This is a genomic window from Pseudoalteromonas sp. bablab_jr010 (assembly GCF_016464105.1).
GTDB lineage: Bacteria > Pseudomonadota > Gammaproteobacteria > Enterobacterales > Alteromonadaceae > Pseudoalteromonas > Pseudoalteromonas simplex.
Genome location: NZ_JACDWV010000155.1, coordinates 48,883 through 75,385, shown reverse-complemented (window position 1 = coordinate 75,385; position 26,503 = coordinate 48,883). Strand labels below are relative to the sequence as shown.

23 protein-coding genes are annotated in these 26,503 nt (G+C 41.2%); 12 read left to right on the top strand and 11 right to left on the bottom strand.

Features of this window, described 5'->3' with window-relative positions:
* Positions 1-3 precede the first annotated feature (3 nt).
* The 5 genes from JIG37_RS16405 to JIG37_RS16385 all read left to right on the top strand — a co-directional run bounded on the left by JIG37_RS16405 (position 4) and on the right by JIG37_RS16385 (position 7,762).
* Positions 4-1,092: an ATP-dependent 6-phosphofructokinase gene (locus tag JIG37_RS16405; RefSeq protein ID WP_199529839.1), complete on the top strand. Its 1,089-nt coding sequence runs from the start codon at positions 4-6 to the stop codon at positions 1,090-1,092.
* Positions 1,093-1,305: 213 nt separating this feature from the next.
* A complete protein-coding gene (locus JIG37_RS16400) occupies positions 1,306-2,469 on the top strand; it encodes an efflux RND transporter periplasmic adaptor subunit (RefSeq protein ID WP_194441106.1) in 1,164 nt (387 codons plus the stop codon).
* A gap of 12 nt (positions 2,470-2,481) precedes the next feature.
* Positions 2,482-5,613, top strand: a complete 3,132-nt coding sequence (locus JIG37_RS16395; RefSeq protein ID WP_054552175.1) for an efflux RND transporter permease subunit — start codon at positions 2,482-2,484, stop codon at positions 5,611-5,613.
* Positions 5,613-7,016, top strand: coding sequence for an efflux transporter outer membrane subunit (locus tag JIG37_RS16390; RefSeq protein WP_199529838.1), 1,404 nt, complete (start codon positions 5,613-5,615; stop codon positions 7,014-7,016). The genes JIG37_RS16395 and JIG37_RS16390 overlap by 1 nt, the downstream gene beginning before the upstream one ends.
* Positions 7,017-7,144: 128 nt before the next feature.
* Positions 7,145-7,762, top strand: coding sequence for a TetR/AcrR family transcriptional regulator (locus JIG37_RS16385; protein WP_166340957.1), 618 nt, complete (start codon positions 7,145-7,147; stop codon positions 7,760-7,762).
* Positions 7,763-7,888: 126 nt separating this feature from the next.
* On the opposite strand, the gene JIG37_RS16380 is transcribed toward JIG37_RS16385, so the two are convergent.
* The 6 genes from JIG37_RS16380 to JIG37_RS16355 all read right to left on the bottom strand — a co-directional run bounded on the left by JIG37_RS16380 (position 7,889) and on the right by JIG37_RS16355 (position 12,898).
* Positions 7,889-8,398, bottom strand: coding sequence for a hypothetical protein (locus JIG37_RS16380; protein ID WP_166340959.1), 510 nt, complete (start codon positions 8,396-8,398; stop codon positions 7,889-7,891).
* Between the two features lie 9 nt (positions 8,399-8,407).
* Positions 8,408-9,400, bottom strand: a complete 993-nt coding sequence (locus tag JIG37_RS16375; RefSeq protein WP_166340961.1) for a tetratricopeptide repeat protein — start codon at positions 9,398-9,400, stop codon at positions 8,408-8,410.
* Positions 9,401-9,439: 39 nt separating this feature from the next.
* Positions 9,440-9,952, bottom strand: coding sequence for an Ig-like domain-containing protein (locus JIG37_RS16370; RefSeq protein WP_138617319.1), 513 nt, complete (start codon positions 9,950-9,952; stop codon positions 9,440-9,442).
* 14 nt (positions 9,953-9,966) lie between these two features.
* The gene (locus JIG37_RS16365; protein ID WP_199529837.1) at positions 9,967-11,559 is read right to left on the bottom strand and encodes a DUF4331 domain-containing protein; all 1,593 of its coding nucleotides are present in this window, start codon (positions 11,557-11,559) and stop codon (positions 9,967-9,969) included.
* 122 nt (positions 11,560-11,681) lie between these two features.
* A complete protein-coding gene (locus JIG37_RS16360) occupies positions 11,682-12,371 on the bottom strand; it encodes an anti-sigma factor (RefSeq protein ID WP_166340963.1) in 690 nt (229 codons plus the stop codon).
* Positions 12,368-12,898 (bottom strand): sigma-70 family RNA polymerase sigma factor, encoded by a 531-nt coding sequence (locus tag JIG37_RS16355; RefSeq protein ID WP_138599809.1) that lies wholly within the window; start codon positions 12,896-12,898, stop codon positions 12,368-12,370. Before JIG37_RS16355 ends, JIG37_RS16360 begins: the two co-directional genes overlap by 4 nt.
* Before the next feature lie 335 nt (positions 12,899-13,233).
* On the opposite strand from JIG37_RS16355, the gene JIG37_RS16350 reads away from it, so the two are divergent.
* The gene (locus tag JIG37_RS16350; RefSeq protein WP_166340965.1) at positions 13,234-14,856 is read left to right on the top strand and encodes a diacylglycerol kinase family protein; all 1,623 of its coding nucleotides are present in this window, start codon (positions 13,234-13,236) and stop codon (positions 14,854-14,856) included.
* A 4-nt stretch (positions 14,857-14,860) separates the two neighbouring features.
* On the opposite strand, the gene JIG37_RS16345 is transcribed toward JIG37_RS16350, so the two are convergent.
* Both JIG37_RS16345 and JIG37_RS16340 read right to left on the bottom strand, forming a co-directional pair.
* Positions 14,861-15,127, bottom strand: a complete 267-nt coding sequence (locus tag JIG37_RS16345; protein ID WP_054552185.1) for a VF530 family protein — start codon at positions 15,125-15,127, stop codon at positions 14,861-14,863.
* Between the two features lie 56 nt (positions 15,128-15,183).
* Positions 15,184-15,483, bottom strand: a complete 300-nt coding sequence (locus JIG37_RS16340) for a DUF1496 domain-containing protein (RefSeq protein WP_054552186.1) — start codon at positions 15,481-15,483, stop codon at positions 15,184-15,186.
* 77 nt (positions 15,484-15,560) lie between these two features.
* Between JIG37_RS16340 and JIG37_RS16335 the strand changes: the two genes are divergently transcribed.
* Entirely contained in the window at positions 15,561-15,791 is a 231-nt protein-coding gene (locus tag JIG37_RS16335) for a TIGR02647 family protein (protein WP_054552187.1), read from the top strand.
* 53 nt (positions 15,792-15,844) lie between these two features.
* On the opposite strand, the gene maiA is transcribed toward JIG37_RS16335, so the two are convergent.
* Positions 15,845-16,474, bottom strand: a complete 630-nt coding sequence (gene maiA, locus JIG37_RS16330) for a maleylacetoacetate isomerase (RefSeq protein ID WP_138617312.1) — start codon at positions 16,472-16,474, stop codon at positions 15,845-15,847.
* The gene (gene hmgA / locus JIG37_RS16325; RefSeq protein WP_194441112.1) at positions 16,474-17,778 is read right to left on the bottom strand and encodes a homogentisate 1,2-dioxygenase; all 1,305 of its coding nucleotides are present in this window, start codon (positions 17,776-17,778) and stop codon (positions 16,474-16,476) included. The genes maiA and hmgA overlap by 1 nt, the downstream gene beginning before the upstream one ends.
* A gap of 103 nt (positions 17,779-17,881) precedes the next feature.
* Between hmgA and JIG37_RS16320 the strand changes: the two genes are divergently transcribed.
* The 5 genes from JIG37_RS16320 to JIG37_RS16300 all read left to right on the top strand — a co-directional run bounded on the left by JIG37_RS16320 (position 17,882) and on the right by JIG37_RS16300 (position 22,806).
* Positions 17,882-18,337, top strand: coding sequence for a MarR family winged helix-turn-helix transcriptional regulator (locus JIG37_RS16320; RefSeq protein ID WP_194441113.1), 456 nt, complete (start codon positions 17,882-17,884; stop codon positions 18,335-18,337).
* A 95-nt stretch (positions 18,338-18,432) separates the two neighbouring features.
* Positions 18,433-19,245 carry a hypothetical protein gene (locus JIG37_RS16315; protein ID WP_054552191.1) on the top strand — a complete coding sequence of 271 codons (813 nt, stop codon included), beginning with the start codon at positions 18,433-18,435 and terminating at the stop codon, positions 19,243-19,245.
* Positions 19,245-20,285: an extracellular solute-binding protein gene (locus tag JIG37_RS16310; protein ID WP_138617304.1), complete on the top strand. Its 1,041-nt coding sequence runs from the start codon at positions 19,245-19,247 to the stop codon at positions 20,283-20,285. The genes JIG37_RS16315 and JIG37_RS16310 overlap by 1 nt, the downstream gene beginning before the upstream one ends.
* On the top strand, positions 20,285-21,784 hold the full coding sequence (locus tag JIG37_RS16305; RefSeq protein WP_054552193.1) for an iron ABC transporter permease: 1,500 nt from the start codon (positions 20,285-20,287) through the stop codon (positions 21,782-21,784). Before JIG37_RS16310 ends, JIG37_RS16305 begins: the two co-directional genes overlap by 1 nt.
* 11 nt (positions 21,785-21,795) lie before the next feature.
* Positions 21,796-22,806, top strand: a complete 1,011-nt coding sequence (locus tag JIG37_RS16300) for an ABC transporter ATP-binding protein (RefSeq protein WP_194441116.1) — start codon at positions 21,796-21,798, stop codon at positions 22,804-22,806.
* Positions 22,807-23,311: 505 nt separating this feature from the next.
* On the opposite strand, the gene JIG37_RS16295 is transcribed toward JIG37_RS16300, so the two are convergent.
* Positions 23,312-26,473 (bottom strand): TonB-dependent receptor, encoded by a 3,162-nt coding sequence (locus JIG37_RS16295; RefSeq protein WP_199529836.1) that lies wholly within the window; start codon positions 26,471-26,473, stop codon positions 23,312-23,314.
* Between the last annotated feature and the right edge of the window lie 30 nt (positions 26,474-26,503).

Sequence of the window (26,503 nt, the reverse complement as noted above, 5' to 3'; positions counted from 1 at the left end):
ACAATGAAAAAATTACTGCTATTAACAAGTGGGGGTGATTGCCCTGGGCTCAATGGGGTGATCAGAGCGGTGGTTAAAGCAGCCGAACATGATGGCAATTGGCAGGTGTATGGTAGCCGAAGAGCATACTGTGGTGTGCTTGAAAAGCCAAATGATATTATGCACTTAACCAGTGAAGTGGTGGCGGGTATTCATGTTCGTGGTGGAACAATTCTCGAAACTGTTAATAAAGGGAATCCAACCGCTTTTCCTGCTGAAATAGCAGGCGAACAAGTGTTTATTGACCGCTCTGATGAGTTAATCAGTATTATTAAGCAACTTGGGTTTGATGCCGTTATAAATATTGGTGGTGATGGTTCGCATAGGGTATCTCAGCATTTATTTGAGCATGGCTTAAATATCGTAGGCGTACCAAAAACCATTGATAATGATTTATATGGCACTGATTACACAATTGGTTTTCAGACTGCTGTCGACACCGCCACCGAAGCAATTGATCGATTAATACCAACAGCGCAAAGTCATAACCGAGTGATTGTGACTGAGGTAATGGGACGCGATGCCGGTTGGATTTGTTTGCACTCTGCTATTGCAGCTGGCGCAGAAGTCGCGCTTATTCCAGAAATTCCTTACGATATTGAAGCGATTAAAGCCAAACTAACATCACGTTTTGATAAAGGCCACGGATTTGCCAATATTGTCATTTCAGAAGGAGCTAAACCTGTTGCTGGTGGTGTTGTTAGTAAACAATCAAATGAACTCGGTTACGAAAACCCTGTACTAGGTGGTATTGCTGAGCAGCTTGCTTCACAAATACGTGTAGCGCTTGACCTTGATGTAAGAGTAACCGTATTAGGGCATATTCAACGTGGTGGCACACCTAATGCGTTTGATAGGGTGCTTGCAGCAGAGTTTGGGGTGCAAGCATTTGAGCTAGTAAAGCAAGGCCAATTTGGTTTTATCCCTGTCAGTAAAGACGGTGAAATTAAACCAATCAGTTTAAAAGAAGCTACTTCTGAATATCGTGTCATCCCTCTAGAACATCCTTTAATAACAAGTGCCCGCGCTATGGGCATGTGTTTAGGCGAATAATCTGCGAATTGATATAACTTCAATTCGCATAACTAATAGTTTTAAAACAACTTTCTCAGTTACGTTCGTAATAATTCAATTAGCAATTTATTTATTGCACAAAATTCATGCGTTAAAGCAAGCATTTTATTTAATGTAAAGTTCTTTAAAGATGGTTGATCTGTGCCTTTTTTGGTTTAGAATGATCGTTCACTCTAAACTAAGGAACTACACATGCAGCGCTCTCGCATTCCATTTTTTGCACTGTCAGCTTTGGCTGGTGCTGTTTTATTATCAGGCTGCGGCCAATCAGAATCGGCTCAAGGGCAAACGCAGGCAGCTCAAGCTGTTCCTGTTGGCGTTATTGAGATGCAAAGTAAAGCACTTACACTAACTAAAGAATTACCAGGTCGTGTGGCTGCTTCACGTATTGCGCAAATTCGTCCGCAGGTTAACGGTATTATTCAGTCTCGTATGTTTGTTGAAGGTGCTGAGGTTGAAAAAGGCCAAGCTTTATATCAGATTGACCCATCTACATTTGAAGCTGAAGTAGCGACTAGTAAAGCCGCTATTACTAAAGCTCAAGCAAGTATTGCAAATGCCAAGGCAAAAGCAGAACGCTATAAAGAGCTATTGAGCATCAAAGCAGTAAGCCAACAAGATTACGATGAAGCTGATGCAGCATACAAAGGTGCAAAAGCTGACTTACTGACAGCTCAAGCGCAGCTTAAAACCGCTGAAATCAATTTAAACTACAGTAAAGTGTTAGCGCCAATTAGTGGCCAAATTGGTAAATCAGATGTCACTGCCGGTGCCCTTGTGAGTGCAAATCAAGCAACTGCATTAGCAACCATTACTCAATTAGACCCAATCTATGTTGATTTAACCCAGTCAAGCAGTGAACTAACACGTTTGAAAAAAGCCATTGCTGCGGGTGAGCTTGATAAAGATGCTGCTTTGCATTCAAAAGTTGAATTAAAGATGGAAGACGGCAGTACTTATCAACATAAAGGTACATTGCAATTCTCTGAAGTGACTGTTGATCCAAGCACAGGCTCAGTAACCTTACGTGCTGAATTTCCTAACCCAGAAAAATTACTACTACCAGGTATGTATGTTCGTGCAGTGATTGTTGAAGGTGTGAAAAGTGATGCGATTTTAGCACCGCAACGTGGCGTAAGCAGAAACACCAAAGGTGAGCCTACTGCCATGGTAGTAAGCAAAGACAATACCGTAGAAGCACGCGTGCTTAAAACTGATCGTACTGTTGGTTCAAACTGGTTAGTGACAGATGGCCTAAACAGCGGCGATAAGTTAATTGTTGAAGGTTTACAGAAAATCCGCCCAGGTGCACCAGTCAATGCAATGCCTGCAGAATCAGCAGCTAACAGCCAGTAACGGAGAAACTTAATGTCACGATTTTTTATTGATCGGCCCATATTTGCTTGGGTGCTTGCTATCGTTGTGATGCTGGCAGGTATCTTAGCAATTAGAAGTTTGCCGGTTGCACAGTATCCATCAATTGCACCACCTGCAATTAGTATTCAAGCCACATACCCTGGTGCGTCGGCCCGTACTCTAGAAGATACGGTTACACAGGTTATTGAACAAAAAATGAAAGGGCTAGATGGCTTGCTCTACATGTCGTCAACCTCAGAGTCTAACGGCTCTGCGACATTAACCTTAACCTTTAGTGCAGATACAGACCCTGATATTGCACAGGTTCAAGTACAAAACAAATTGTCGCTTGCAACACCGTTATTACCAGAAGAAGTACAACGCCAAGGTGTCTCGGTTGCAAAATCGGCTCGTAACTTCTTAATGGTTGTAGGCTTTGTATCTGAAGACGGCAGTATGAACAACATCGATATCGGTGATTATGTTTCATCAAACGTGCTTGATATTATTTCGCGTGTAAACGGTGTTGGTGAAGTACAGCTGTTTGGTTCTCAATATGCAATGCGTATTTGGTTAGACCCAGCTAAATTACTTAAATACTCATTAACTCCTGCTGATATTAGTGCTGCAATAAGTGCTCAAAATGCGCAGGTTTCAGCAGGTCAACTAGGTGCATTGCCTGCGGTGAGTGGCCAGCAATTAAATGCAACGGTGACTGCACAAAGCCGCTTACAAACACCTGAGCAATTTAGAAATATCTTTGTAAAAACCAATGCTGATGGTTCAGTTGTTCGTTTAAGTGACGTTGCTGATGTTGAATTAGGTGGTGAAAATTACGGTGTTGTTGCGCGTTTTAACGGCAAACCGGCATCAGGTTTAGGTGTTAAGCTAGCCAGTGGTGCTAATGCACTTGATACAGCAGATGGCGTAAAAGCCGCGCTTGCTGAACTTGAGCCTTTCTTCCCAGAAGGTTTAACAACGGTTGTTCCTTACGATACAACGCCATTCGTATCGCTTTCAATTGAAAAAGTTGTCAGCACTCTTATTGAAGCTGTTGTGCTGGTGTTCTTGGTCATGTACTTATTCTTACAGAACTTCAGAGCAACACTTATTCCGACTATTGCAGTACCTGTTGTATTGCTTGGGACGTTTGCTATCTTGCAAGTGTTTGGCTTCTCAATTAATACCTTAACCATGTTTGCGATGGTACTTGCCATCGGTCTACTGGTAGATGATGCAATCGTCGTCGTTGAAAACGTTGAACGTGTAATGACAGAAGAGAACTTATCTCCTCTTGAAGCAACACGTAAATCAATGGATGAAATCAAAGGTGCCCTTGTTGGTATTGCGATGGTGCTCTCGGCAGTATTCGTGCCTATGGCGTTTTTCCCAGGCTCAACAGGTGTTATTTATCGCCAGTTCTCAATTACCTTGGTAACTGCGATGAGTTTATCAGTGCTTGTTGCATTGATTTTAACGCCAGCTTTATGTGCGACAATGCTAAAACCAAGTCATGTACATAACGATAAGTCTTTATTTGGTCGTTTCTTCCTTGGCTTTAACCGTGGTTTTGACAGAACGAACTCGGGTACACAAGGTTTTGTGTCTCGCATGATCAAGCACAGTAAACGCTACTTACTTATTTACGGTTTAATCGTGGGTGGCATGGTGTTTATTTTCTCACAATTACCATCGGCATTCTTACCAGATGAAGACCAAGGTATTTTGTTTAACCAAGTCAGCTTACCTGCCGGTGCGACAACAGAGCAAACGTTAAAAGTTGTTGAAAAGATGGAACATCACTTCTTAGAAGAACAATCAGAAGCGGTAAAATCTATCTTTACGGTAACAGGCTTTAGCTTTGCAGGTTCTGGTCAAAACGCGGCAATCGGCTTTGTGGGTTTAAAACACTGGGATGAGCGTCAACGCCCTGATCTAACCGTCGGTGCGGTTGCAGGTAAAGCCATGGGGTACTTCTCAACCATTAAAGAAGCATTCGTGTTTGCTTTCCCACCTCCTGCGGTTGTTGAGCTTGGTACTGCAAACGGTTTCACCTTGTTCTTACAAGATAGGGTTGGTCTAGGTCACGAAAAACTACTTGAAGCACGCAACATGTTTTTAGGTATGGCTGCACAAAACCCGGTGTTATCAGGTGTGCGCCCAAATGGTCAAGAAGATAAGCCAGAGCTTGAGCTTGATATTGATTTAGCAAAAGCCGAAGCATTAGGCCTAACGCAAGCAGATATCAATAATACGTTATCAACGGCTTGGGGTAGTAGCTATGTAAATGACTTTATTGACCGTGGTCGTGTGAAAAAAGTGTACTTACAAGGTACGCCAGAATCACGCATGGTGCCAGAAGACCTAGATGAGTGGTATGTACGTAACAATAATGGTGACATGGTGCCATTTACTGCCTTTGCTCATTCTTATTGGACTTATGGCTCACCGCGTCTTGAGCGTTATAACGGCTTCTCAGCGATGGAAATCCAAGGTGCTGCTGCTCCAGGCTACAGTACGGGTCAAGCGATGGCTGAAGTTGAGAAAATAGTTAAGAAGTTACCACCGGGTGTATCGTTCGAATGGACAGGTATTTCATATGAAGAACGTTTAAGTGGTGGTCAAGCGCCATTACTTTATGCACTTTCATTATTGGTTGTATTCCTATGTTTAGCGGCGTTATATGAGAGCTGGTCAGTTCCTGCAGCGGTTATGCTCATTGTACCGCTTGGTGTATTTGGTGCGTCGATTGCGTCATTTGTATTTAATTTATCAAACGATATTTATCTACAAGTGGGTCTATTAACCACCATAGGTTTGGCATCAAAAAATGCCATCTTAATTGTAGAGTTTGCTATTCATAAAATGGATGAAGGTATGAAACTTGTCGATGCCGCGGTAGCAGCTATTCGCCTTCGTTTACGTCCAATCTTTATGACATCAATGGCATTTGTGTGTGGTGTACTACCACTGGCAATTGCATCAAGTGCAGGCTCAGGTGCACAAAACGCACTCGGTATTGCTGTTATTGGCGGTACGCTTGCGTCATCGACCATTGTGGTAATCTTTGTGCCGCTGTTCTTTGTACTGGTGCGCCGAGTATTCCCAGGCAAAACAAAATCAACTAATGAGGAGCAGGCATAATGAAAGCTAAACTTATCTCAGTGTCTGTTGCTGCACTTATGTTATCTGCCTGTAATATGGCGCCAGATATGGAGCAACGTGAATTACCTGTTGCTCAAAACTATGATATCCAATGTACAGCGGGCGATATAAATGCGCTCAATTGGCAGTCATTTTTCAGTAATGCGCAACTTCAACAGTTGATTGCGCTAACGCTTGAAAACAACAAAGATATTAAAACTGCTGCACTGAATGTGCAGCAGGTTAGAGCAATGTATCAGATTGAAGATTCTGCACTTTACCCAAGCATTGATCTCAATGCATCGGGTACTCGTCAGCGTCTTCCAGCAGATTTATCTGGTACTGGTCAAGCTACTATCTCTGAAAACTATTCAGCAACTGTTGGCTTAACCGCTTATGAGATTGATCTTTGGGGCAAAGTCCGCAACCAATCAGAGCAAGCTTTGCAAAACCTGTATTCTGCAGAATACAGTTTAACCAGTGTACGCATTAGTTTGATTTCTGAATTAGTGAATGCATGGCTTAACTATGCGACTGACAAAGAGCTATTGGCTTTAGCAAACGAGACTTTAAAGTCTCAGCAGGAGTCTTTAGAGCTAACCCGTAAAACATTTGCTCTAGGTGCTGCCTCTCAGTTAACGCTATCGCAACTTGAAAGCACAGTAGCAACCGCGAAAGTTGATATCGCAAACTATCAGCGTTTATTAAAGCGCGATAAAAATGCCCTCGACTTTTTAGTGGGTAAAACCGTGACTGCGGATTTATTACCATCACAAAATATTGATGATGTACTGAGTTTACCGGATGTGCCAGTAGGGTTACCGTCAGAGCTTCTTACTCAGCGACCTGATATCAAAGCTGCAGAGCATGATTTATTGGCAGCCAATGCAAATATTGGTGTGGCAAAAGCGGCATTCTATCCAAGCATCAGTTTAACCGCGAATGCGGGTACAGCTTCTGCTGACTTGAGTAATCTTTTTGATTCAGGTTCAGGTACTTGGAGTTTTGTACCTTCAGTAAACTTGCCTATTTTTAATATGGGTCGCAATCAAGCTAATCTCGATGTTGCAAAAGCACAGCAAGAAATGGCAATAACCAGTTACGAGCAAACCATTCAACAGGCATTTAAAGAAGTCTCTGATGCCCTTGCTGACCGTGAAGGTTATATGCACCAGCTAGATGCCCTGAATGATTTGTACCAAAGTAATGAGCTATCTTTTACTTTATCGGATGCGCGTTTTCAAAAAGGCGCAGACAGCTACTTGCAAGTATTGGATGCACAACGAAATTGGTACAGTGCAGGACAACAGTTAATTTTGGGTAAGCAAGCGTATTTGGCGAGCCAAATTAATTTGTATAAAGCACTGGGCGGCGGCTGGAATGCACAAAATACTGTGCAATAAATCAGCAAAAGCATAATTTATTTAAGGTTTTGCAGGATCTTAGTTGTTTTGACTCTCCTCTAAGATTAAGATCCTGTAAACCTTATTTAAATTAAAGTTAACCATAGTCAGTAAAGCTTGGAGAAACCATGACGCAAAAAACAAAAAGACACAATGACCCTGCGCTTGCCGAGGCAAGACGTAATCAAGTGCTTTGTGCCGCGGCAGATTGTTTTCGACGTAAAGGCTATCATGGCGCGGGAATGGCGGAAATCTCGAAGACTGCGGGTATGAGTGCTGGCCATATCTATAATTACTTCGCCAGTAAAGAAGCAATTATAGAATCGATTGTTGAACGTGATATGGAAGAAATGTTCTCAATCTTTAAGGAGTTTGCTGATAAACCCGGCGATCGTGTCACTGTTCTGCTAGATGGTCTTGACCGAGGCGTTGAACGCCATACCGATTTAAATCAAGGTGCGCTTGATTTAGAAATGCTTGCCGAGGCAGCACGTAATGAAAAAGTCGCTAACTTACTGCGTGAGTCAGATAGCCACGCCCGTGATTCAATGCGCGAATTATTAGTGGGTGAAAGAGGGCCGTTACAAGGAACGGCACTTGAAGAAGTGAATGCTCGTATTGAAGTGATGTTTTCTGTGATGGGGGGGCTTTTACTACGCAAAATGCTGAACCCAGATCTAGATATTAATGAATTACTTAAAGCACTTCGCCCAACAATGAAAACCTTGTTACTACCTTTTGAATAAAGCGCATCTACTAGCGCTTACTAAAGCTTTAGATAGTTACGAACTAAATTTAATGGCAATAAATCGATTTACAAAACGAAATTTTGCCTTAGTAGCATAGGGTTTTCATACCTATCAATCGACGTACTAATTAGGTAAATTGGTATCAAATGATTGATTATTTTCACTTAACGTGAACACTCTACTAAAGTTTGCAATGTCAGCAATTGCCTTGTGATTAGCATCAACTTCAAACAACGCACTGTAGTTTATGGTGAATGCTTGTGTTGTAGGGCATGTTATTTGAACAGGCACGACAATATATGATTCATTAAAATGTGAGTCGATTTTTAAATCCCCCTCATTATGCAGCTTACAGCCTATGTCATTCTGATTCACAACCAAATGTTTAGCTAAGTATTTTAAAATACTCTCTTTTTGGCTCTTGATCTCTTGCCATGTAATTACATCATTTGTGTTAATGTCAAAAGGTATAACATGTTCTAAGTCAATAACAGCAACTTGCCATTGCCCTTTTAACACTAACTGCTCGTTTTCGGTTTTTGTTAAGTTAAGATACGCTGTACTTAATTGATGGGCGTTTGTTTTAAAGCTACATGCTATTAAAAATAAAAGAGCCGCTGCTAAGATTTTCATGATAATTCCTTAATTGCTAGTGTTAGTGAGTGCTAATAGTTTTTTATCACTGTCTAATTTAGCTTGTTGCCAGTTCATTTCTGCCCAGTATTTAGCTTTTACATTATTTTTATCTAATGTTAAGTAATACAAAGCTAAATCACTGGCATGATAGGTGTCTTGACGCCGCTCTCTTAGTATCACTCGCTTTCTCATTTTTTCTTGCCATTTATCTGATTGGTTCTCAATTTTTTCAGCTTGCGCTAGGCGTAATAATATAGCGTCTTCCAAATTAGTATTTTCAGCAGTTAAACGTGCTAACGTTGATAATACTAGCTGGTGGTTTTTCTTTGCCATCTGAGCGTCAGCCCATAGAACAACTAAACTGACAGGGGCTGTTTTTAGGTCAAGGTTACTGAGGTAAGTTATCGTTTGTTCTGGATAGCCTAACCTATAGGCCATCTCGGCGAGCACATGACGCGTGTTTCTAGTCATTGACGATTCTTTTACAATGGTTTGTAAAGCTTGATAACTTTGCTCAAGTTCACCTGTTTGACTCTTAACATCGAGAGAGCAGGTAGAAATAGTTTCCAGTCCAACTAAACCAAATAATGATAAACACTGTGCAAGTGCTTGTTCAAATCGACCTTTAACCATCAGTAAATTTGCTTTTAATAAAATAGCATTCGTATGATCAGGTTTGCGTGAGATAACTTCTGAAAGAATATTAATTGCTGCTTCAAACTCATGTTCTCTTTGTAGTAAGCGAGCATAAAAATAATGTATATCGGGATCTTCGGTTAGAGTAATTTGTTTTTCTAAATAGCTTTTTAACATACCTTGATTTGTTTCTGTTTGACCAACAAATTGGCTTTTATTAAATAAGGCGGTTAGTTGTTCTTTAGTGAATTCAGTTTCTTTCGGTTTGCTTGATAAGGCTATAACATCTTTATCATTTGGTATATAAGGATCCGCATGAGTGTAAGTGCTAAAAACGAAAGCTATGTATAAAAGATATTTCATGATTGCTCCAGAAATAGCCATCCGTGGCCAAGCTAAAAACTAATTCCCGTTTAATAGATCATCAAAATTTGCCTCAGAACCTGTATTAATAAATTCTCGACCATTCAATCGAAGAGGTTCATCATTTACATCTTGAATAAATGCGGCCCGACCAAGCGTTGCAAAGTCAACTTGTAAGGTCTCTATCGTGATACTTACTGTTGCTGTTACCTGACTATTCACACCATCACTGACTGCAAATTGAAAACTATCAGAACCGACAGTCTCTAGGTTTGGCGTATAAATATAGCTACCATCCGTATTTACATTTACAGTACCTAAACTTGGCTCACTCACTAAACTAAACGTTAACGTATCGCCATCAGGGTCTGAGCCTTCGAGCATGTCGTTAATAACGGTTTCAGTCTGAGTGGTTACCATTGCATCTTCTGCGCTAGGGGCTGAATTAACGACTTCAGTATCCATATTTTTCTTACTATCACTATCGTTACAAGCGACTAGTAAGCTAGACAATACAATGAGTGTGATACTTGAGAGTTGTAATTTACACATAATGACTCTCCTGTTTATTTAGAACCAGCAATTGGGGTAGCAAGGTATGGGAAACTGCTATCCATCATGCTTGCATCAAGAGGCGCACCATCTGTGAAAGGTACATTACCAACACTTGCATCATCTGATGTACATAAACCAAGATCAGTGTCTGTGCCATTAACAGGGATCGGATAACATAAACGGCCCATTACAACACGTAATGCGATATCAACTACATCATCACCAGGGCGACGGCCATTCGGAAAGCCAGCTAAATCATCACCTGCGACACCAAATGCTGATTGCTCATTTTGAGGTGTTGCGGCAATTGCTGTGTTTAAGCGAAGCATTTCAGATGGCGTTACTGTAGCAAGTTGATTTACACCAGGGAAACCCGTTAAAAATGCGGTGACTAAATCATTTCGTGGGAAGTTAGTCGGTGCCAATGTTTCAATATCTGTGCCCAACGTCGTATTAACAGCGTCTTTAAAGAGAATATTTAATAATTCAGGTAAAGAAGGGTGGGTAACATAGTCGGCAAATTGACCATCATCGGCAGGTGCTGAAGTAGAAAATGTGTCTTTATCTTTAAGGCCAATTACTAATTCGTTCACTAATGGGTTACCAAGACGCGAAACCTGCGTTAAAGCACCGCCATTTACCGAAGTTTTTGCAAATGCGGCATTAGGATTTAAAATGCGTGCTTGGGGCAAACTTGCCGTTGTCCAGCTACCAATTGTGCCATTCCCTTCACCTATTACACAGGCTTTTGGTACTTCTACAGCAATTGCAGTGACATTCTTCATAGCTAAGTCATCATTATCAGCTGTTTGTGTAATCCCGCCTGGGAATCCACCACCATCGCCTGCACCTGGCGCACTATCACCTTCAACAGGGACGTAATTAACTAAATCAAATGTTTTGCCTAGATTCACAACAAATGGGTCTTTTCTTTGACCTACAAACACTTTGCCCATGCCATCACATCCAGGCAGTGCGACACTATAAACAAATTGATTTGCGTACTCTTGGTATGAAGCCATTGAAGAGAATGTCTTATTACCAATGTAATCGAGAGGTTTATAAAAATCGTTGCTGCTATTGGTGATGTTTGTCAGCATGCTTTTTGTGCCGGAACGTTGTGAGCCAGAAATTACACTCACAGTATATGACTCACTGAAATTAACGGCAGCATTATTGCCTGCTGAAACGCCACCAACATTTTTTAGAGGAACTGCGACTGTTCTTTGATTACCTTCGGGGCCGACGGTAAGAGCAACTCCCATATTGTTGTTCGGTAACATACTTTTAAAATTAAATGCGAATGTCATATCTTCAACAGCATCACCATCGTTATCAATATGGATGCTATAAGTCGCGTCTGGATCCATCGCAAAGTAGTTTGGTCCGCCATAGGCATCTTGCAAAGGAATATAATTGGCAATAAAGGTTACGTAGTCACCTCGACCTTCTTCGTAACTATTAAAAGCATAAAAGTCAGTCGAATCTAACGTTGGAAAGCGCGTAATATTAGGTGCTTCTCGGTGGCTAGATGCTTCAGAAATAGAAGTGAATAAGGTACTACATACTGCAATAGTGATTAGAGATAGTATTACTTTGTTCATGACTTTTTCCTTAGTTTTAAAATAAGTCATTGCTAGTAACGAATTGGTAATCTTATTGGATGCAAAAAAGTTAAAGTTTTTTAGAAAAAAGTAAAAAGCCGTGTTTAAACACGGCTTTTAATTTACAAAATAATGAGTTCTGTAGTGAAAAGTACCTCAGTTGGAGAGCCATTTGGCGAGCCTCCTAGAGGTTCTAAACTGATAGCGAGTAGTGAAATTTCTGTCGCATCAAAGTCTATGTGTTTTGGTAATTCAAGTGTTCCCGATTTTGGAAGTAAACCTAAAGAAACCGGCGCATCTTTACCTTTTAAGATCATCCATAGCTCATAATCTTTATCAGTGCGCGGAACAAGTGCTGTTGCAGCTCGAATCGATAAGTTTTCATCTTTTACATCAATAAACCAAAGGGGTTGTTCAGCCTCATTTTTAAAAAGGGCTATTTGTTCTGATTTAACTTTCGTTATTTCCTGAGGTTGCCAAATAATTAAAGCTAACACTATACATGCAGCCGTAGCGATGAGTGACCAAGCTTGTAATATTGATGATTTAGATTTATTTGGCTTGCTTGTTATAGGTATTACCTGAGGATCGATCCTGCTAACAATTTTCTGCCAAACATGTTCATCTGGAGGCACAGATTCTATTGAACTTGCAAGGTTGTTCAAGTGTTGTTCCCACATCCAAGTTGCTTCACGTGCCCGCGTTGAAGTTAGCATTAACCGAGTGAATCTATCTCTTGCTGAACCACGTAATGTCCCCAGTACATATTCAGCCGCTAACATATCAATGAGTGTTTGATTTTCATAATTCATAGCGTTAAGCACCTTTGTAGTTGCTGTAAACCACGTCGGATCCAGCTTTTGACTGTTCCAAGCGGTGTCGCGATGTGGTCAACTAATTCGTGATGAGTCAAACCTCTATAGTATGCTAAATGAATAGCCTGTCTTTGCTGAGGATCAAGCTGTTCGATACAATCTACCAATTTGCTGTTGTCTTCATAATTAACATCAATAGGTAAATCATCTAAATGATCATTTTCATCAACAAGAGTTTGTTCCTTACGCACTTTGTGATGGCGAATCATATCTAGGCTTCGATATCTAACTATGCTGATCATCCAAGACATAACAGCGCCTTTAGATGATTGATATTCACTTGCGTTATGCCAAACTTTAACAAAAGCATCTTGTAAAGCTTCCTCGGCGTGCGCTCGATTGCCAAGCATCTTAAGACTTATTGCGAAAAGTGTTGCGCTGGTCTTCTGATATAAGTGACCAAAAGCAATTTTATCGCCTTTAGCTGTAGCACTTAATAGGGTTAATAATTCATCGTTTTCCATAGATTTCCTTTGTTATTATTAATAACGATTAGCTGACAGTTTTAGATGCAATTCATTTATGTTTTTACAAAAAGAATGGTTTAATTTTGTAAAAGTAATTCTTTTCCATTAGTTAGCGTAGCAGGGTTGCAAGACAAGGCAAACTTACATGTGAATATTATGTAAACTTGTGTAAGTTATTCATAAAGTAGTGAAAAAATGTCCTAAACTAAATTGGTAAGCTTTTTAATAATTGCTAAGTTGCTGATTTTTCATAGTCTATAAAGCTATTTAAATGGCTTTATATGGAGTGAAATTTGCAAGGTATTGTGCAATTAGAATAACAAGGAGTGATTATGTGGGCAGCATTTAGTTACTTAGCATTAGCGATTGTATTTATAATTGCGGCTATTCGCGTAGAAACTGTGTACTTTGCACTGTTTTTTTATTGGACTGCACTGTCGTTACTATTAGTCAGTGGCGCATATTTTTTTAATATCGCGCGTATTTTTAGAAAACGCGAAAATGGCGTTATTCCTATTTATATTCGTTGGGCTTTTATCCCCTTCTTATTGGGTGCACAGCTTTACAATGCTTGGTCGCGTAAACACGATAAAGTACCGCCATTACAGCAAATTAATGAGCATTTATTTTTAGCCTGTCGTTTATTTCCTTCCGATATAGACACTATGAAAGAAATGGGTATTACGGCTATTTTAGATGTAACTTGCGAGTTTGATGGCCTTGAATGGTCTTCTACCCAAGAGAATATTCGTTATTTAAATATTCCTGTTCTTGATCATAGCGTGCCAACACGCGCGCAACTACATCAAGCAATTAATTGGATTGACCATCAAGTAAAAGCTGATAGACGTGTGGTAGTGCATTGCGCTTTAGGACGAGGCCGTTCTGTATTTGTGATGGCAGCTTACTTACTTAGCCAAAATAAAGATGCCGATGTACACCAAGTACTCGCACAAATTAAAGAGACACGAGAAACTGCAAATTTAAACAAGCGCCAGCTGCGTCATCTAGTGCGTCGCCATCGTAGAGGTGACTTATTAATCAAAAATAAAGCTGTGCTCATTGCTAACCCTGTTTCTGGCACAAAACTGTGGGAAGCTAAACGTAAGCAAATTACATCTCGTTTGTCTGAGTATTACGATTTAACTGTTTACACCACTTCAGAGCAGGTAAATGGTACTGAGTTAGCCAAAGAAGCACTTGAATTGAACCCTGATGTAGTCATCGCCTGTGGTGGTGATGGTACAGTAACAGAGGTGGCAAGTGTACTTGTTAATACAGACTGTAAACTGGGGATTATTCCTTTAGGTACTGCAAATGCCCTCGCTCATGTGTTGATGGGTATACAATCGAAGCTTATTCCGGTAGAGCAGGCGTGTGAGCTTATTATTGAAGGGCAGGCGAGTCGGATAGATACCGCTGTGTGTAATGGCGAGCGTATGTTATTACTTGCAGGAATTGGTTTTGAACAAAAGATGATTGAAAAAGCCCATCGTGATGCTAAAAATGAGTCTGGGCAATTAGCTTATTTACAAGGGTTTTGGCAAGCATTAGGTGAGCATGAAGCGCAAGACTATGTTGTTACTCTTGATAATAACGATGAGCAAACAATCAATACTACCAGTTTAATCATCGCCAACGCCGCGCCATTTACTACTTTACTTGCTCAATCTGCAGGGCAGCCAGATCACCAAGATGGTTTATTGGATGTTAACTGGCTAACACCTAGTGCCGATTCTAAAGCGAGTACTTTAAGTATTGCGGAGTTAGTGTTCTCGAGTATTACACAAACTAGTTTTGCTATTAACAGTCACCACACAAATGCTAAACGAGTAACAGTACGCGCAGCAAAAGGGTTGAGCTATGTTATTGATGGTGAAGTTAAAACTGCAGATAAACTAGAGGTGGAGATATCACCGAAATCGCTTTCGGTGATTGTAGCAGCTGAAGATTAAGTGGTTACTTTTTGATGCTTTTCCATTGGAAAGTGCCATCATCAGCTAGGTCATTATTGATAAAGGTATCAATATATAACTGCTCTACTTTTTCTCGTGCCCAAGGGGTCTTTCGTAAAAATTTAAGACTCGACTTTACACTTGGGTCATTTTGAAAGCAGCGTACATCGACGTGCGCTGCCATACCTTCCCAACCAAGTTTTTCTTCAAGTTTAGTAACGATGTCGGCTAATTTAACGCCATGTAACGGATTATTTGGTTGATTGTCCATGATAAATCTTAGGTTATTTGCAACCGCGCAATAGTACCCTATCTGTGCGTTTTAATCTAATTGACGTGAATCGTTTTCGTTTGTTTAGGGTAAATAATCTCGCCATTAGCATTTAGTCTGAGCCACGCCAAATCACTGTTTGAAAAATTAGGCTGTTTGGCGCTGCAAATTAAGGTCATCTCGCCAACGACAATATAGGCACCTTCGGTATAGCGTTTATTTTCATACCAACACACTTTTTCATTGTTTAACGCCTCTTGACCATCAAGCACGATTAATGGTTTTTCCTTAGCGTGCGCTTGATTTAGAAACCCTAAAGTAAACAAAGTACTTAACAGTAAAATTTTCTTTAACAAAATACGCCTCCCGTTGGGCAGATTTGTATAACTACACTAAGCTTATGACAAGGAATAAATAATAAAAAGGTGAACACATGCAATTTGATAAAAATATGATCGATGAACTAACTCTGCTTGCAAAATTTCCTCGTAACTCTCAAATGCAGGGAATTAAAATACACTCCGATGCAGAAAACTCAATTAAAGATGCAGCAAAACGGCTTTATGATAAAGGTATTACTGATAGTCCTGATGGGGGCTACTTAACGGACTTAGGGCTCGATTTAATCAACCATGTGAGTGTGATTAACTCAGCGCTTAGATAACAAATATAAAAGGCCCGAATTGTTCGGGCCTTTTACATTAATCATACTAACGCTTAAATCGCATCTGGCTGATTTTGTGGTGCAGCATCTATAAAGGCATCAAGCTTATTACATTGCTCATAAACAGCTGCAATTTTAGGGTAATTGGTCATATCAACCTTAAAGCGCAAGGCATTAAATACTTGCGGCACTAAGCACACATCTGCAAGCGTTGGTTTGTTGCCCACACAAAACGTGTTCGCTTCATCAAGTAGCTTTTCGATACTCTCAAAGCCAACTTCTACCCAATGCTTATACCAGGTTGTTTTTGCTTCTTCATCAACACCCAGATCGTTAGCCAAGTATTTTAATACGCGCAAATTATCGATAGGGTGGATATCGCACGCTACGGCATAACATAAATTACGGATCTGAGCTTTTTGCCATGCATCACCCGTTAAAAGAGGCGTTTCTGGATGAGTTTCTTCTAGCCACTCTAAAATAGCCAGCGATTGCGCAAGTACACCTTGCTCAGTTTCAAGTGCAGGCAATAACCCTTGAGGGTTCTTAGCTAGGTACTCGTCGCTTTGCTGTTCGGATTTTAATAAATTAACTGTCACCAACTCGTGATCAATGTTCTTTAAATTAAGCGCAATGCGTACTCGATATGCAGCTGATGAACGAAAATAGCTATAAAGTTTCATTATACGTCCTGTTTACCTGTGAAATGTTTTTTAATAGTGCGCCAACAGTCAGTGTAATTAGGCTGACGCTCTTTACCTTCAAGGGCATATTTAGTTGGTGAAATAACGTAACGCGATTCGAACATAAATGCCAAGGTGTTTTCGTAGCGTTGTGGTTCAAGTTTAGCATTTGATGCTTTTTCGAATACATCGGCTTCTGGACCATGTGGCGACATACAATTATGTAAGCTAGAACCACCTGGTACAAAGCCATGCTCTTTGGCATCGTAGACACCTTCGATTAGGCCCATAAACTCGCTCATGATATTACGGTGGTAATAAGGTGGACGGAATGTGTTTTCAGCCACCATCCAGCGTGGAGGGAAGATAGCAAAATCGATATTAGCGACACCTTCTGTACCCGATGGTGATGTTAATACAGTAAAGATTGATGGGTCTGGGTGATCGTAACTTACTGTATTCATAACATTGAATCTAGCAAGGTCATACTTGTAAGGTGCACTGTTACCCGTCCAAGCAACCACATCTAATGGCGAGTGGCCAATATCACAACGGAACATATTGCCGTTGAATTTAGCAACGAGTTCAAAATCACCTTCAATATCTTCGAAAGCCGCTACAGGGTAGTGGAAGTCACGGTCATTAGCATAGCCGTTGGCACCGACAGGACCGCGCTCTGGTAAAATATAGGTATGGCCATAGTTTTCACAGATATAGCCACGGGCTGTATCAGTAAGCAAATCAACTGCGAACTTAATGCCACGAGGAATTACGGCAATTTCGCCTGCACGAACGGTGAGTATCCCGCACTCGGTTCTAAGTAATAGCTCACCTTGTTGCGGCACGAATAACATTTCACCGTCAGCATTATAAAAGTAACGGTGTTGCATTGATTTATTAGCGACATAAATATGAATACCAATACCTGTTTGTGCATTGGCACTACCGTTGGCAGCCATAGTGACTAAACCATCTATAAAATCGGTTGGCTTCGTAGGAATGTCGATTGGATCCCAACGCAGCATCGTCGGTGGTGTTGGCACTTCTGTAATAGGAGCAGTGCGAATAAGGCCATTATCAATTGGCGTGTAATCACCTTGTATTACAGACGGGCGAATGCGGTAAAACCAAGTGCGACGGTTATCAGCACGGGGCGCTGTAAATGCCGTTGTGCTGAACTGCTCAGCATATAAATCGTATTTAACTTTTTGCGGGCTGAATTGACCGATAGGTAATGCACCGGGTAATGCTTCGGTTTCGAATTCATTACCAAAGCCTGTCATATATTGTAATTCGTTATTCATCACTAGACTCCTGAAAGGTTTTAGGTAAGATACTCTCATGCGAGACTAAATTCAAACTACACTGAATTTACTTGTGTAAATATTCTTTGACAGTAGTGCAGCCATGACGACAGATAATCAAACAACGCTCGATTTACAACAGTTCTTACCTTATTCACTAACTAATATTGCAATGCAAATGAGTGAGCAGTTTAGTGAGCTATATCAACAGCAGTTCGATTTAACCGTGCCACAATGGCGTATAGTTGCGAATTTGGCCCAATATGGCGAGCGCACTGCTAAAGAATTATGTGATATGGCACGAATGGATAAATCAACGGTGTCTCGAGCAGTAAAGTCGCTATTGACCAGAAACCTTATAATAGCCAAAGAAAACCCTAAGGATAAACGCGCAAGTTTGTTATCGCTTTCCGTTGAGGGGAACCGTCTGCATGAACAAATTGTGCCATTAGCAAATGAGTGGCAAGCAGGTTTAGTGAGTGACTTAGATAGCCAAGAACTTAAACAATTTATAAGCACTCTTAGTAAGCTTTCCAATCACTTAAATAAAAATGTTTAAATCTGTAATCAAGGCTTTATAGCAATTGATTTAGACAATCGATACATATATGATAATGGCTATCATTTACAATTAGAAACTTGGATGTCCCCCCTATGAAATTAGCGTTAAACACCGTTAAAACACTAGGTCTTAGCCTAGTATTAGCATCTACTTTTATTGCCCAACCTGTATTGGCAAATGGCCCAATTGGTGAGCACGTTAATCATCTAAAAGAAAATTTAAAAGATTACTCAGAAGACGTTGAGTGGATGGTCGGTAAAGTTGACACCATGGTTACCGATTATGAAACAAAAGGCGCAAAAGCAGTTAAAAGCGATGATTTAATTGAATACTGGGAATCAGTAAAGTTTCACAGTGCGATTGAAACGAATTATGTGCCGGTTTATGCATCAATCTGGCAAGGCATTTATGGTATCAAAATGGCTATTGATGACAAAAAACCAGCAAGCGAAGTACGTAAGCACCAAAAGGCCTTAAATGCTGCCTTGTGGCAGGGTCTTGGAGCTGTTAAACTTGCTGCTGACTTCCAGCAAAAAGGCTTATTAAAAGCTGTAAAAGCAACTGCTTCTGAAACAATGACGCAAAGCGCTACTATCGATGAGATCAAACATAAATTAGACCGTGTTGTTGCAAAATACGCAGAACGTTTAAGCGATGAAGCAACGCAAATTGTACACGATACTTACCTTCACTTATTTGAAGGTGTTGAAGGTACACTTATCGAAAAAGATGCGAAGTTAGTAGAAGTACTCGAAAAAGATTTTAACGTAACCCTGCCTAAAGCTATTTCTGATAAAGGGTCTGTTGACCAAGTCCGTGCAGTGGTTGTTGATATGCAAGAAAAACTAGATCGCGCTAAGGTGTTACTAGAAGAAGCCGAAAAAGCACGTAAGGATGTATTTTAGTGAAGCGTAGGACCTTTATTCAAGGCCTGGCTGCGTTTGGGGTAGTAGGCGCAATGCCGCTACCTCTTTCTCGTGCCTTTGCAGCCTCTGCTGCAAGCCCAATTTCAGTGAAAGACTTACCAGCCCTAGAGGGTGACCTAACTTTATATTTAGGCCGTGGTGAAGGTGGTTTGTACGAAAACGTACTGCAATCAATCCAAAAGAAAAACCCAAAACTTAATTTATCTATTCGCCGTGGCCCAACTGCTGCACTTGCCAACATGATAGTGGCAGAAGCGAAAGCGGGTGTTAAACGTGCTGATCTATTTTGGGCGGTTGACTCTGGTGCGATTGGCTTAGTCACAGATGCAGGTTTAGCTAAACCGCTACCATCTGACTTAGAGGCGCAGTTACAACCGCAGTTTCGTTATCCGGGCTGGGCACCTGTGACAGGTCGTATTCGTACATTGCCTTATAACACTAAGCGCCTAAGTAAAGATCAGATCCCAGATAGCATAATGGCCATTGCTGATAGCGATTTATCTATTGGTTGGGCACCGGCTTATGCTTCTTTCCAATCATTTGTCACGGCAATGCGTATTCTTGAAGGTGAAGATAAAACCGCTAAATGGCTTAAGAAAGTTCAAAAACGTTCGAAAACCTATGCAGGCGAGCTTGGCGTAGTGATGGCTGTTGAGCGTGGTGAAGTGGATATTGGTTTTGCAAACCATTATTACACGTTACGTCTTAAGTCAGGTAAACCTGATGCTAATCTTGATCTAGCATTTACCAATCAAGATGCCGGTTGTTTAGTTAATGCATCAGGTGTGTTATCACTGACAGACAACCCAAATGCAATGAACTTTATGCGCTACTTACTAAGTTCTGAAGTACAAAGTTACTTAGCACGTGAAGCGTACGAAATTCCATTGATCCAGGGCATCGAACAGCCTGCTGGGTTACCAGCATTAACGGATGTGTCACCGCCGAAAATCGATTTAACTCAATTGGCAGATTTAAGGCCAACACTCGACCTTATGCGCAGTAGTGGTATTTTATAATGCGCATACCTGCTTCTTATCCCATGGCGCTGCTTGCAGCGCTTTTGGCGTTAGTGCCAGTTTATATTCTGATCACCTTAGCCAGTGATGCGACGGCTGTTTTTGATAGTCACAATTTAAAAATTCTAGGTAACACCTTATCACTTATGGTGTTAACTGTTTTAGGCTCTATTTTAATTGGCGTGCCTCTGGCGTTTATCAGTGCCTATGTTCAACTTCCTTTTAAAAAGCTTTGGCTTGTTTTGTTTGCAGCGCCACTTGCTATTCCAAGTTATATTGGCGCGTTTACTTTATATGCAGCATTTGGCCCCGGTGGTGAGATAAATCAGCTGCTAGGCTTTGAAACCCCGCCTATGTATGGCTTAACGGGTGCTGCCATTGTAATGACGCTATACACATTTCCGTTTGTGATGCTAACTACGCGTTCGTCTTTACTTAGTCTCGATGCCAGCATGGTAAACGCGGCTCGCACTTTAGGCATGTCGATGCCGATGAGTGTGTTTAAAGTCATATTACCGCGCGTAATAAACGGTATAGCGGCGGGCTCATTACTTGTTGCACTTTATACCCTATCAGATTTTGGTACACCGGCGATGATGCGCCTAGATACCTTTACTCGGGTAATTTATGTTGAATATAACGCCTTTGGCTTAAGTCGTGCAGCGATGTTGTCGCTTCAATTAATGGTAATAGTAGGCTTTTTACTGTTCATCGAATCACAAATTAAAACAGCTTCAGAGCGCCACGGTAGACCGCTAATGTTATTTCCATCAAACGGGCAAAAGTTAGCCATGCTGGTGACTTTTCTACCTGTTTTATTATTGGCTATTTGTTTGCCGTTAGCCATTTTTACCCTTTGGCTTGCCCGTGATGGTGTTGCTGATTTTGATTTCAGCATTGCGTGGAACTCAGCTTATGCATCTGGCATTGCGGCTATTGTCGCTGTTGTGGTTGCTGTGCCTGTAGCGCATGCTGCCTTAAGCGGTAAAGTAGGGCGCATTATGGAACGGGTTACTTATTTCGGATTTGGTATTCCAGGTATCGTAATGGGTACTGCACTTGTTTATGGTGGCCTGCAATTACCGCTTTTATACCAAACTCTGGCATTATTAGTGATTGCCTATGTGCTGCGCTTTTTACCGTTGGCAGTTGGCTCTGTGCGAACCAGCACAGAACACTTAGATTCGAGTTTAATTAAATCAGCTCGCGTATTAGGCGCAAGCCCTCGTGAAGCATTTATGCGTATTACCTTGCCTTTAACACTACGCGGTATCATTGCTGGTGCAGCCTTGGTATTTTTAGAATCAATGCGAGAGCTTGAAGCAACATTGTTACTCGGCCCAACAGGATTTGAAACCCTATCAACCTATTTGTGGCGAGTTTATGAAGCCGGTTATTTCGGTCGCGCTGCCATTCCTGGGCTCTTGTTAGTAGTGATATCAGCATGTGGCTTAGCTATAATGCTCTCAGGTGAAAAGCGCAGTCAATTAGAACATTAAGGATCAGTTTAATGCTATCAGTTAGTAAGCTGTCTATCGATTATGGTAGCAATCGTGTGGTAAGTGAACTTAACTTATCACTTGGGGAAAGTGAGATCCTCATGCTAGTTGGTCCAACTGGCTGTGGTAAAAGTACAATTTTACAAGCGTTAGCAGGGCTTATTCCTATCAGCGAAGGCGAAATTAACTTAGGCTCATGGCGGGCAACACCCAAATTAAAAGTGCCACCAGAAAAGCGTAAAGTAGGGATGGTATTTCAAGACTTTGCGTTATTCCCGCATTTAACAGTACAGCAAAATATTTGCTTTAGATTAACCGATACTTCAAAAGCAGATCACTGGATTAAGTTACTGGGTCTTGAAGCTTTTCGTGATAAAAAGCCCGCTACTTTATCGGGTGGTCAAAAGCAGCGTGTAGCACTTGCCCGTACATTGGCTCACGAACCTGACTTTGTATTGCTTGACGAACCGTTATCAAACCTTGATGCAGCTTTAAAAGATACCCTTCGTTGGGATATTCGTAATGCATTAAAAGATGCGGGTGTACCTGCAATTTGGGTAACCCATGACCAAGAAGAAGCCTTATCTGTCGGTGACCGAGTTGGTGTACTTAAAGAAGGGATTATTCAGCAAATCGATACCCCTGAACGCTGCTTTAGCTTACCAAGCAATCGCTTTGTTGCACGTTTCTTAGGTGAAGCAAGTTTCATTGCCGGTAACTGTGAAGGTGATATTGCCACCACTGATTTAGGTAATGCCCCAGCTATTAAGGTTGATCATGAAACCGCGAAGGTTGATGTATTACTTCGCCCTGATGATATTCACCTTATTCAAAATGCAGCTACTAGCAACGGTAAAGTGACATGGGTACGTTACGAAGGTGGTAGCCGTTTATGCGCTGTTAAACTGGCATGTGATACTGTGGTGACAAGCCGTGTTAGCCATGAAGTGATGGTACGCCCAGGTGATGAAGTACATGTTTCTATTAATACAACACATCCACTTGCGGTTTACGCAGCTTAAATAGACATAACTGTGCAGGTCTCATTGGCCTGCATTTACATATCAGTGTAGGTCGGGCTTTAGCCCGTCATCATTCGGTGTTTAAACATTTGTCGCTATAAATGACGACCTACATAACAATCTTAGATCGAGTTAAACATCAGCCCTCAGACGCGATGTAAAATCTGCTTCATATAAATGCATTAATTTGTTACTTCAAGCTTTAATCTTGGTACTGGCTTATTTTCCTCTCGTATCTCGTATCTCATTTCTACAACCATTCCCGGCTAAAGCCAGTCCTACGAAAAGATTTATCAGGTGTTAGGTTCTAGGTTTTATGTAGAAGGGCGCGATGTAAAATCGCTGCTACCTAGCAACTCGCTAACTTTACTCTTGGAGCTTTACGCTTGCTAACTTTCCCCTAGTAGCTTTACTCTCGTAACTAGCAACTCCCTAACTTTCTCCAAAACGTAAAAAGCCCGCCAGTAGGGGCGGGCTTTTGCTTCATAACAAGTTTAACTCGTTATTAGAATGTGTAACGTACACCTACACGCATTTCCCAAACTGATGCACCGCTTTGAGTTGCAGTTTTACCATTGTTAGGGCTGAAGTCAGAGTATACGTAACGACCTTGGTCATCGATTGATGTTTTGATCATACGGTTACCAACGAAGTTACCTTTCTTAAGTACGCCCCAGTCATCGTTTAACATGTTAGTTAAGTTATCGATAACGAAGAATACTTCACCTTTGTGACCAGGCATGAAACCAGGTAACTCTTGAGTCATCTTGAAGTTAACTTTAGTGAACCAATCAGCATTTTGGCTGTTACGGCTAACGATTTCACCGCGTTCAAGGCCTTGAGCTGAAATCCACTGGTTAAACTCAGTTACTTCTTCAGGTGTCATGTCGTAAACAACGTTAGGGTCATTTACTTCAGGGATATACATTAGCTGACGGCTGCGGTTAGAGTTGCTATCACCCCAAACACCGTCACTACCGTTATATGTATAGCTGTAAGGTAGACCTTTGAACGTTTCGCTGAATAAGTTGAAACGTGTGCTGTAGCCATCAAACAACTCAGTTGTATAACCTAATGTCATTGTGAAGCGATGAGGGATCTCGTAATCAGATGTGTGTGCACCTGGGTTAGTCGGATCGTATGTCGCCATGTTACCGTAGTTTGAACTCGCTACAGAGCTAGTCATTGGGTTTACATCTGTTGAGTCAGTGTAAGCATAAGCAAGTTGTACGCTAATACCGTTATCAAAACGCTTACTCATTGCAGCAGAAATGATGTGAGACTCACCGCTATCACCACTTACGTTAGTCAGCAGTAAGTCACCGCTACGACCTTCGATAGACTCAAGAATTGGACGACCGTCAAATGTAGTTCTGCCTGAATCTTGTAATGCGATGTCTTGTAAAATTGCAGCATCTTTACGCTTAGTGAATAAGTAATCTAGAGAGAAAACGTATTCATCTTCAGTTGTGTATGTTGCACCTACTGAGTATTTCCACTCTGATGGCATTTCAAAGTCTGGGTCAACAGCATTTACTGATGAGTCACCTGCACCTATTTCAGTGTTAGCAACTTTATCATATAAATCTTGAGGTACTTCGTAACCTGGAGTACCACCATTAACATTTGGAGTGTCAAATAGGTTTAGGCGTGCTTGTCTTTGTTCTTCATCTAGATAATAAACACCGTCTACATCTTTAATACCGGTACTAATATTAGTGATACCGTCGTTTGAGTACGAGTTAGATAACCAAACGTTCGGGTTACCACCAGAGAATAGGCCTACACCTGCACGTACTTCTAACGAGTCTGTTGCATACCATTCAAAGCCTACACGTGGTTGAATTAAATCGATGCCATCAAATGTTGCTTGGTTGCTGAAACCGTAGCGGTTTGTAAAGTTCTCGTTGTAGTTAGGCGCGTCATCACTTGTGTATTTATCATAGCGAAGACCAAATGTTAACGTCGCATCTAAATCTGTGAAGCTATACTCATCTTGTACATAGAAAGTATGCTGAGCATAAGAGAAGCTTGCAGCTGCATCGGTCGGGTTGTTTGTACCCGCAGCATTGTTGTAGTACAAGCCATCAGCAATTCCATCTTCAAAATCATCTACAGAGTTAAAACGCCACTCACCTTGCGTATGCTGTACGAATTGGTTAAATACGTCTAGCTTTTCGTACTCATAGCCACCGGTAATCGTGTGTTGATCAAGGTAGTAAGTACCTGCAAGTTTTACAGTCGTTGTCTCATAGTCTAGGTCATTTGATTGACGTGAGTCATCTGGACCAATGTAGATAGTACCACCGTCAGCGGTATCAATTTGCATTTCACCAAAGCTGCTTGCAGCATCTAAAGATTGTACCGTTGCATCTAGCTCTGACTTACCAATACGAACTTCAGTTGAGAAGTTGTCTGACCAATCTGAGTATAGTGAACCGATGATTGATGTAAACTCAGCACCTTGCTTGAAGAAGTGATTATCTAAAGCTACTGTATCGCTGTATGCATCTGATTGAGATAGCGTGAAAGCATCATTGTAGTTATAGATTAAGTTTGCACGATGGTCATCGTTGATGTTCCAGTCTAACTTAATTAAGATTTTTTCATCTTCTACTGGAGCACTAGATGGCATGCCACCTGCGTCATAACCGTATACGTCTTGTGCGATTTGCTGTACACGAGCAACGTCTGCAGCTGAAACACTACCTGTGTTTAAACCGCCATACTCGTATTGTTTAACGCCTTCAACTTTTTCGTATGAGGTGAATAAGAAAAGGTTATCTTTGATTAGTGGTAAACCAACGTTGAAGCCGTAACGTTTTTCAGTGTAATCACCGTTGTCGTAGTCTTCACCTTCGATTTTATCGCCTTTCATTGAATCATTTGTGTAATCGAAGAAAACACCACCGTGTACTTCGTTACCACCAGATTTAGTAACTGCGTTGATGTTACATGATGTGAAACCGCCATATTGAACATCAAATGGTGCTAGCTCAACTGCAACTTGCTCGATTGAATCGAAAGAGAAAGGAGCACCGATAGTTGGGTAACCATTTGAGCTTAAACCGAAGTTATCGTTCATACGAACGCCGTCAAGCGTTAAGCTGTTAAAACGTGGGTTACCACCACCACAGTTGATTGAACCGCGGCTATCATCGATAGTTACACGTGGGTCGATACGGATGATATCTTTTAAATCACGGTTGATAGCTGGTTGGTTTTCTAAATCTTCAAGAGTGAACGTTGCAGCAGGACCTGTACCACCAGACATACGGCTGATAGGGCGACCAGTAACTACGATTTGTTCTACATCAGATTGTCTCTCTAACGTAACATTAACTGGGTAGTCAGCACCCACTTGTAGGTTAATGTTGTTGAATGTTTGATCTGCGAATACGTCAGAATCTACAACAACGCGGTAAGGACCACCTACACGTAGGCCTTTTGCTGTGAAGTAACCCGCATCGTTCGTTTCAGTTTCTTTAGTTGAACCTGAAGGTAAGTGAACGATAGTGATCTTAGTGCCAGCAGCAGGGTTGCCGCTAGGACCTTTGATTTGACCCTTGATAGCAGATGTTGTTTCATTTGCTAACGCTGCACCACTCACACCAACACATGCTGCAATAGCAAGTGATAGAGCTGTTTTGCGGAGTTGGATTTTCATTATGTTATTTCCCGTGTTAGAGGTTATGTT

What these genes read in the sequence shown, in the direction of transcription:
- JIG37_RS16405 (WP_199529839.1), top strand. Translation starts at nt 4, where the DNA reads ATGAAAAAATTACTGCTATTAACAAGTGGGGGTGATTGCCCTGGGCTC.
- JIG37_RS16400 (WP_194441106.1), top strand. Translation starts at nt 1,306, where the DNA reads ATGCAGCGCTCTCGCATTCCATTTTTTGCACTGTCAGCTTTGGCTGGT.
- JIG37_RS16395 (WP_054552175.1), top strand. Translation starts at nt 2,482, where the DNA reads ATGTCACGATTTTTTATTGATCGGCCCATATTTGCTTGGGTGCTTGCT.
- JIG37_RS16390 (WP_199529838.1), top strand. Translation starts at nt 5,613, where the DNA reads ATGAAAGCTAAACTTATCTCAGTGTCTGTTGCTGCACTTATGTTATCT.
- JIG37_RS16385 (WP_166340957.1), top strand. Translation starts at nt 7,145, where the DNA reads ATGACGCAAAAAACAAAAAGACACAATGACCCTGCGCTTGCCGAGGCA.
- JIG37_RS16380 (WP_166340959.1), bottom strand. Translation starts at nt 8,398, where the DNA reads ATGAAAATCTTAGCAGCGGCTCTTTTATTTTTAATAGCATGTAGCTTT.
- JIG37_RS16375 (WP_166340961.1), bottom strand. Translation starts at nt 9,400, where the DNA reads ATGAAATATCTTTTATACATAGCTTTCGTTTTTAGCACTTACACTCAT.
- JIG37_RS16370 (WP_138617319.1), bottom strand. Translation starts at nt 9,952, where the DNA reads ATGTGTAAATTACAACTCTCAAGTATCACACTCATTGTATTGTCTAGC.
- JIG37_RS16365 (WP_199529837.1), bottom strand. Translation starts at nt 11,559, where the DNA reads ATGAACAAAGTAATACTATCTCTAATCACTATTGCAGTATGTAGTACC.
- JIG37_RS16360 (WP_166340963.1), bottom strand. Translation starts at nt 12,371, where the DNA reads ATGAATTATGAAAATCAAACACTCATTGATATGTTAGCGGCTGAATAT.
- JIG37_RS16355 (WP_138599809.1), bottom strand. Translation starts at nt 12,898, where the DNA reads ATGGAAAACGATGAATTATTAACCCTATTAAGTGCTACAGCTAAAGGC.
- JIG37_RS16350 (WP_166340965.1), top strand. Translation starts at nt 13,234, where the DNA reads ATGTGGGCAGCATTTAGTTACTTAGCATTAGCGATTGTATTTATAATT.
- JIG37_RS16345 (WP_054552185.1), bottom strand. Translation starts at nt 15,127, where the DNA reads ATGGACAATCAACCAAATAATCCGTTACATGGCGTTAAATTAGCCGAC.
- JIG37_RS16335 (WP_054552187.1), top strand. Translation starts at nt 15,561, where the DNA reads ATGCAATTTGATAAAAATATGATCGATGAACTAACTCTGCTTGCAAAA.
- maiA (WP_138617312.1), bottom strand. Translation starts at nt 16,474, where the DNA reads ATGAAACTTTATAGCTATTTTCGTTCATCAGCTGCATATCGAGTACGC.
- hmgA (WP_194441112.1), bottom strand. Translation starts at nt 17,778, where the DNA reads ATGAATAACGAATTACAATATATGACAGGCTTTGGTAATGAATTCGAA.
- JIG37_RS16320 (WP_194441113.1), top strand. Translation starts at nt 17,882, where the DNA reads ATGACGACAGATAATCAAACAACGCTCGATTTACAACAGTTCTTACCT.
- JIG37_RS16315 (WP_054552191.1), top strand. Translation starts at nt 18,433, where the DNA reads ATGAAATTAGCGTTAAACACCGTTAAAACACTAGGTCTTAGCCTAGTA.
- JIG37_RS16305 (WP_054552193.1), top strand. Translation starts at nt 20,285, where the DNA reads ATGCGCATACCTGCTTCTTATCCCATGGCGCTGCTTGCAGCGCTTTTG.
- JIG37_RS16300 (WP_194441116.1), top strand. Translation starts at nt 21,796, where the DNA reads ATGCTATCAGTTAGTAAGCTGTCTATCGATTATGGTAGCAATCGTGTG.
- JIG37_RS16295 (WP_199529836.1), bottom strand. Translation starts at nt 26,473, where the DNA reads ATGAAAATCCAACTCCGCAAAACAGCTCTATCACTTGCTATTGCAGCA.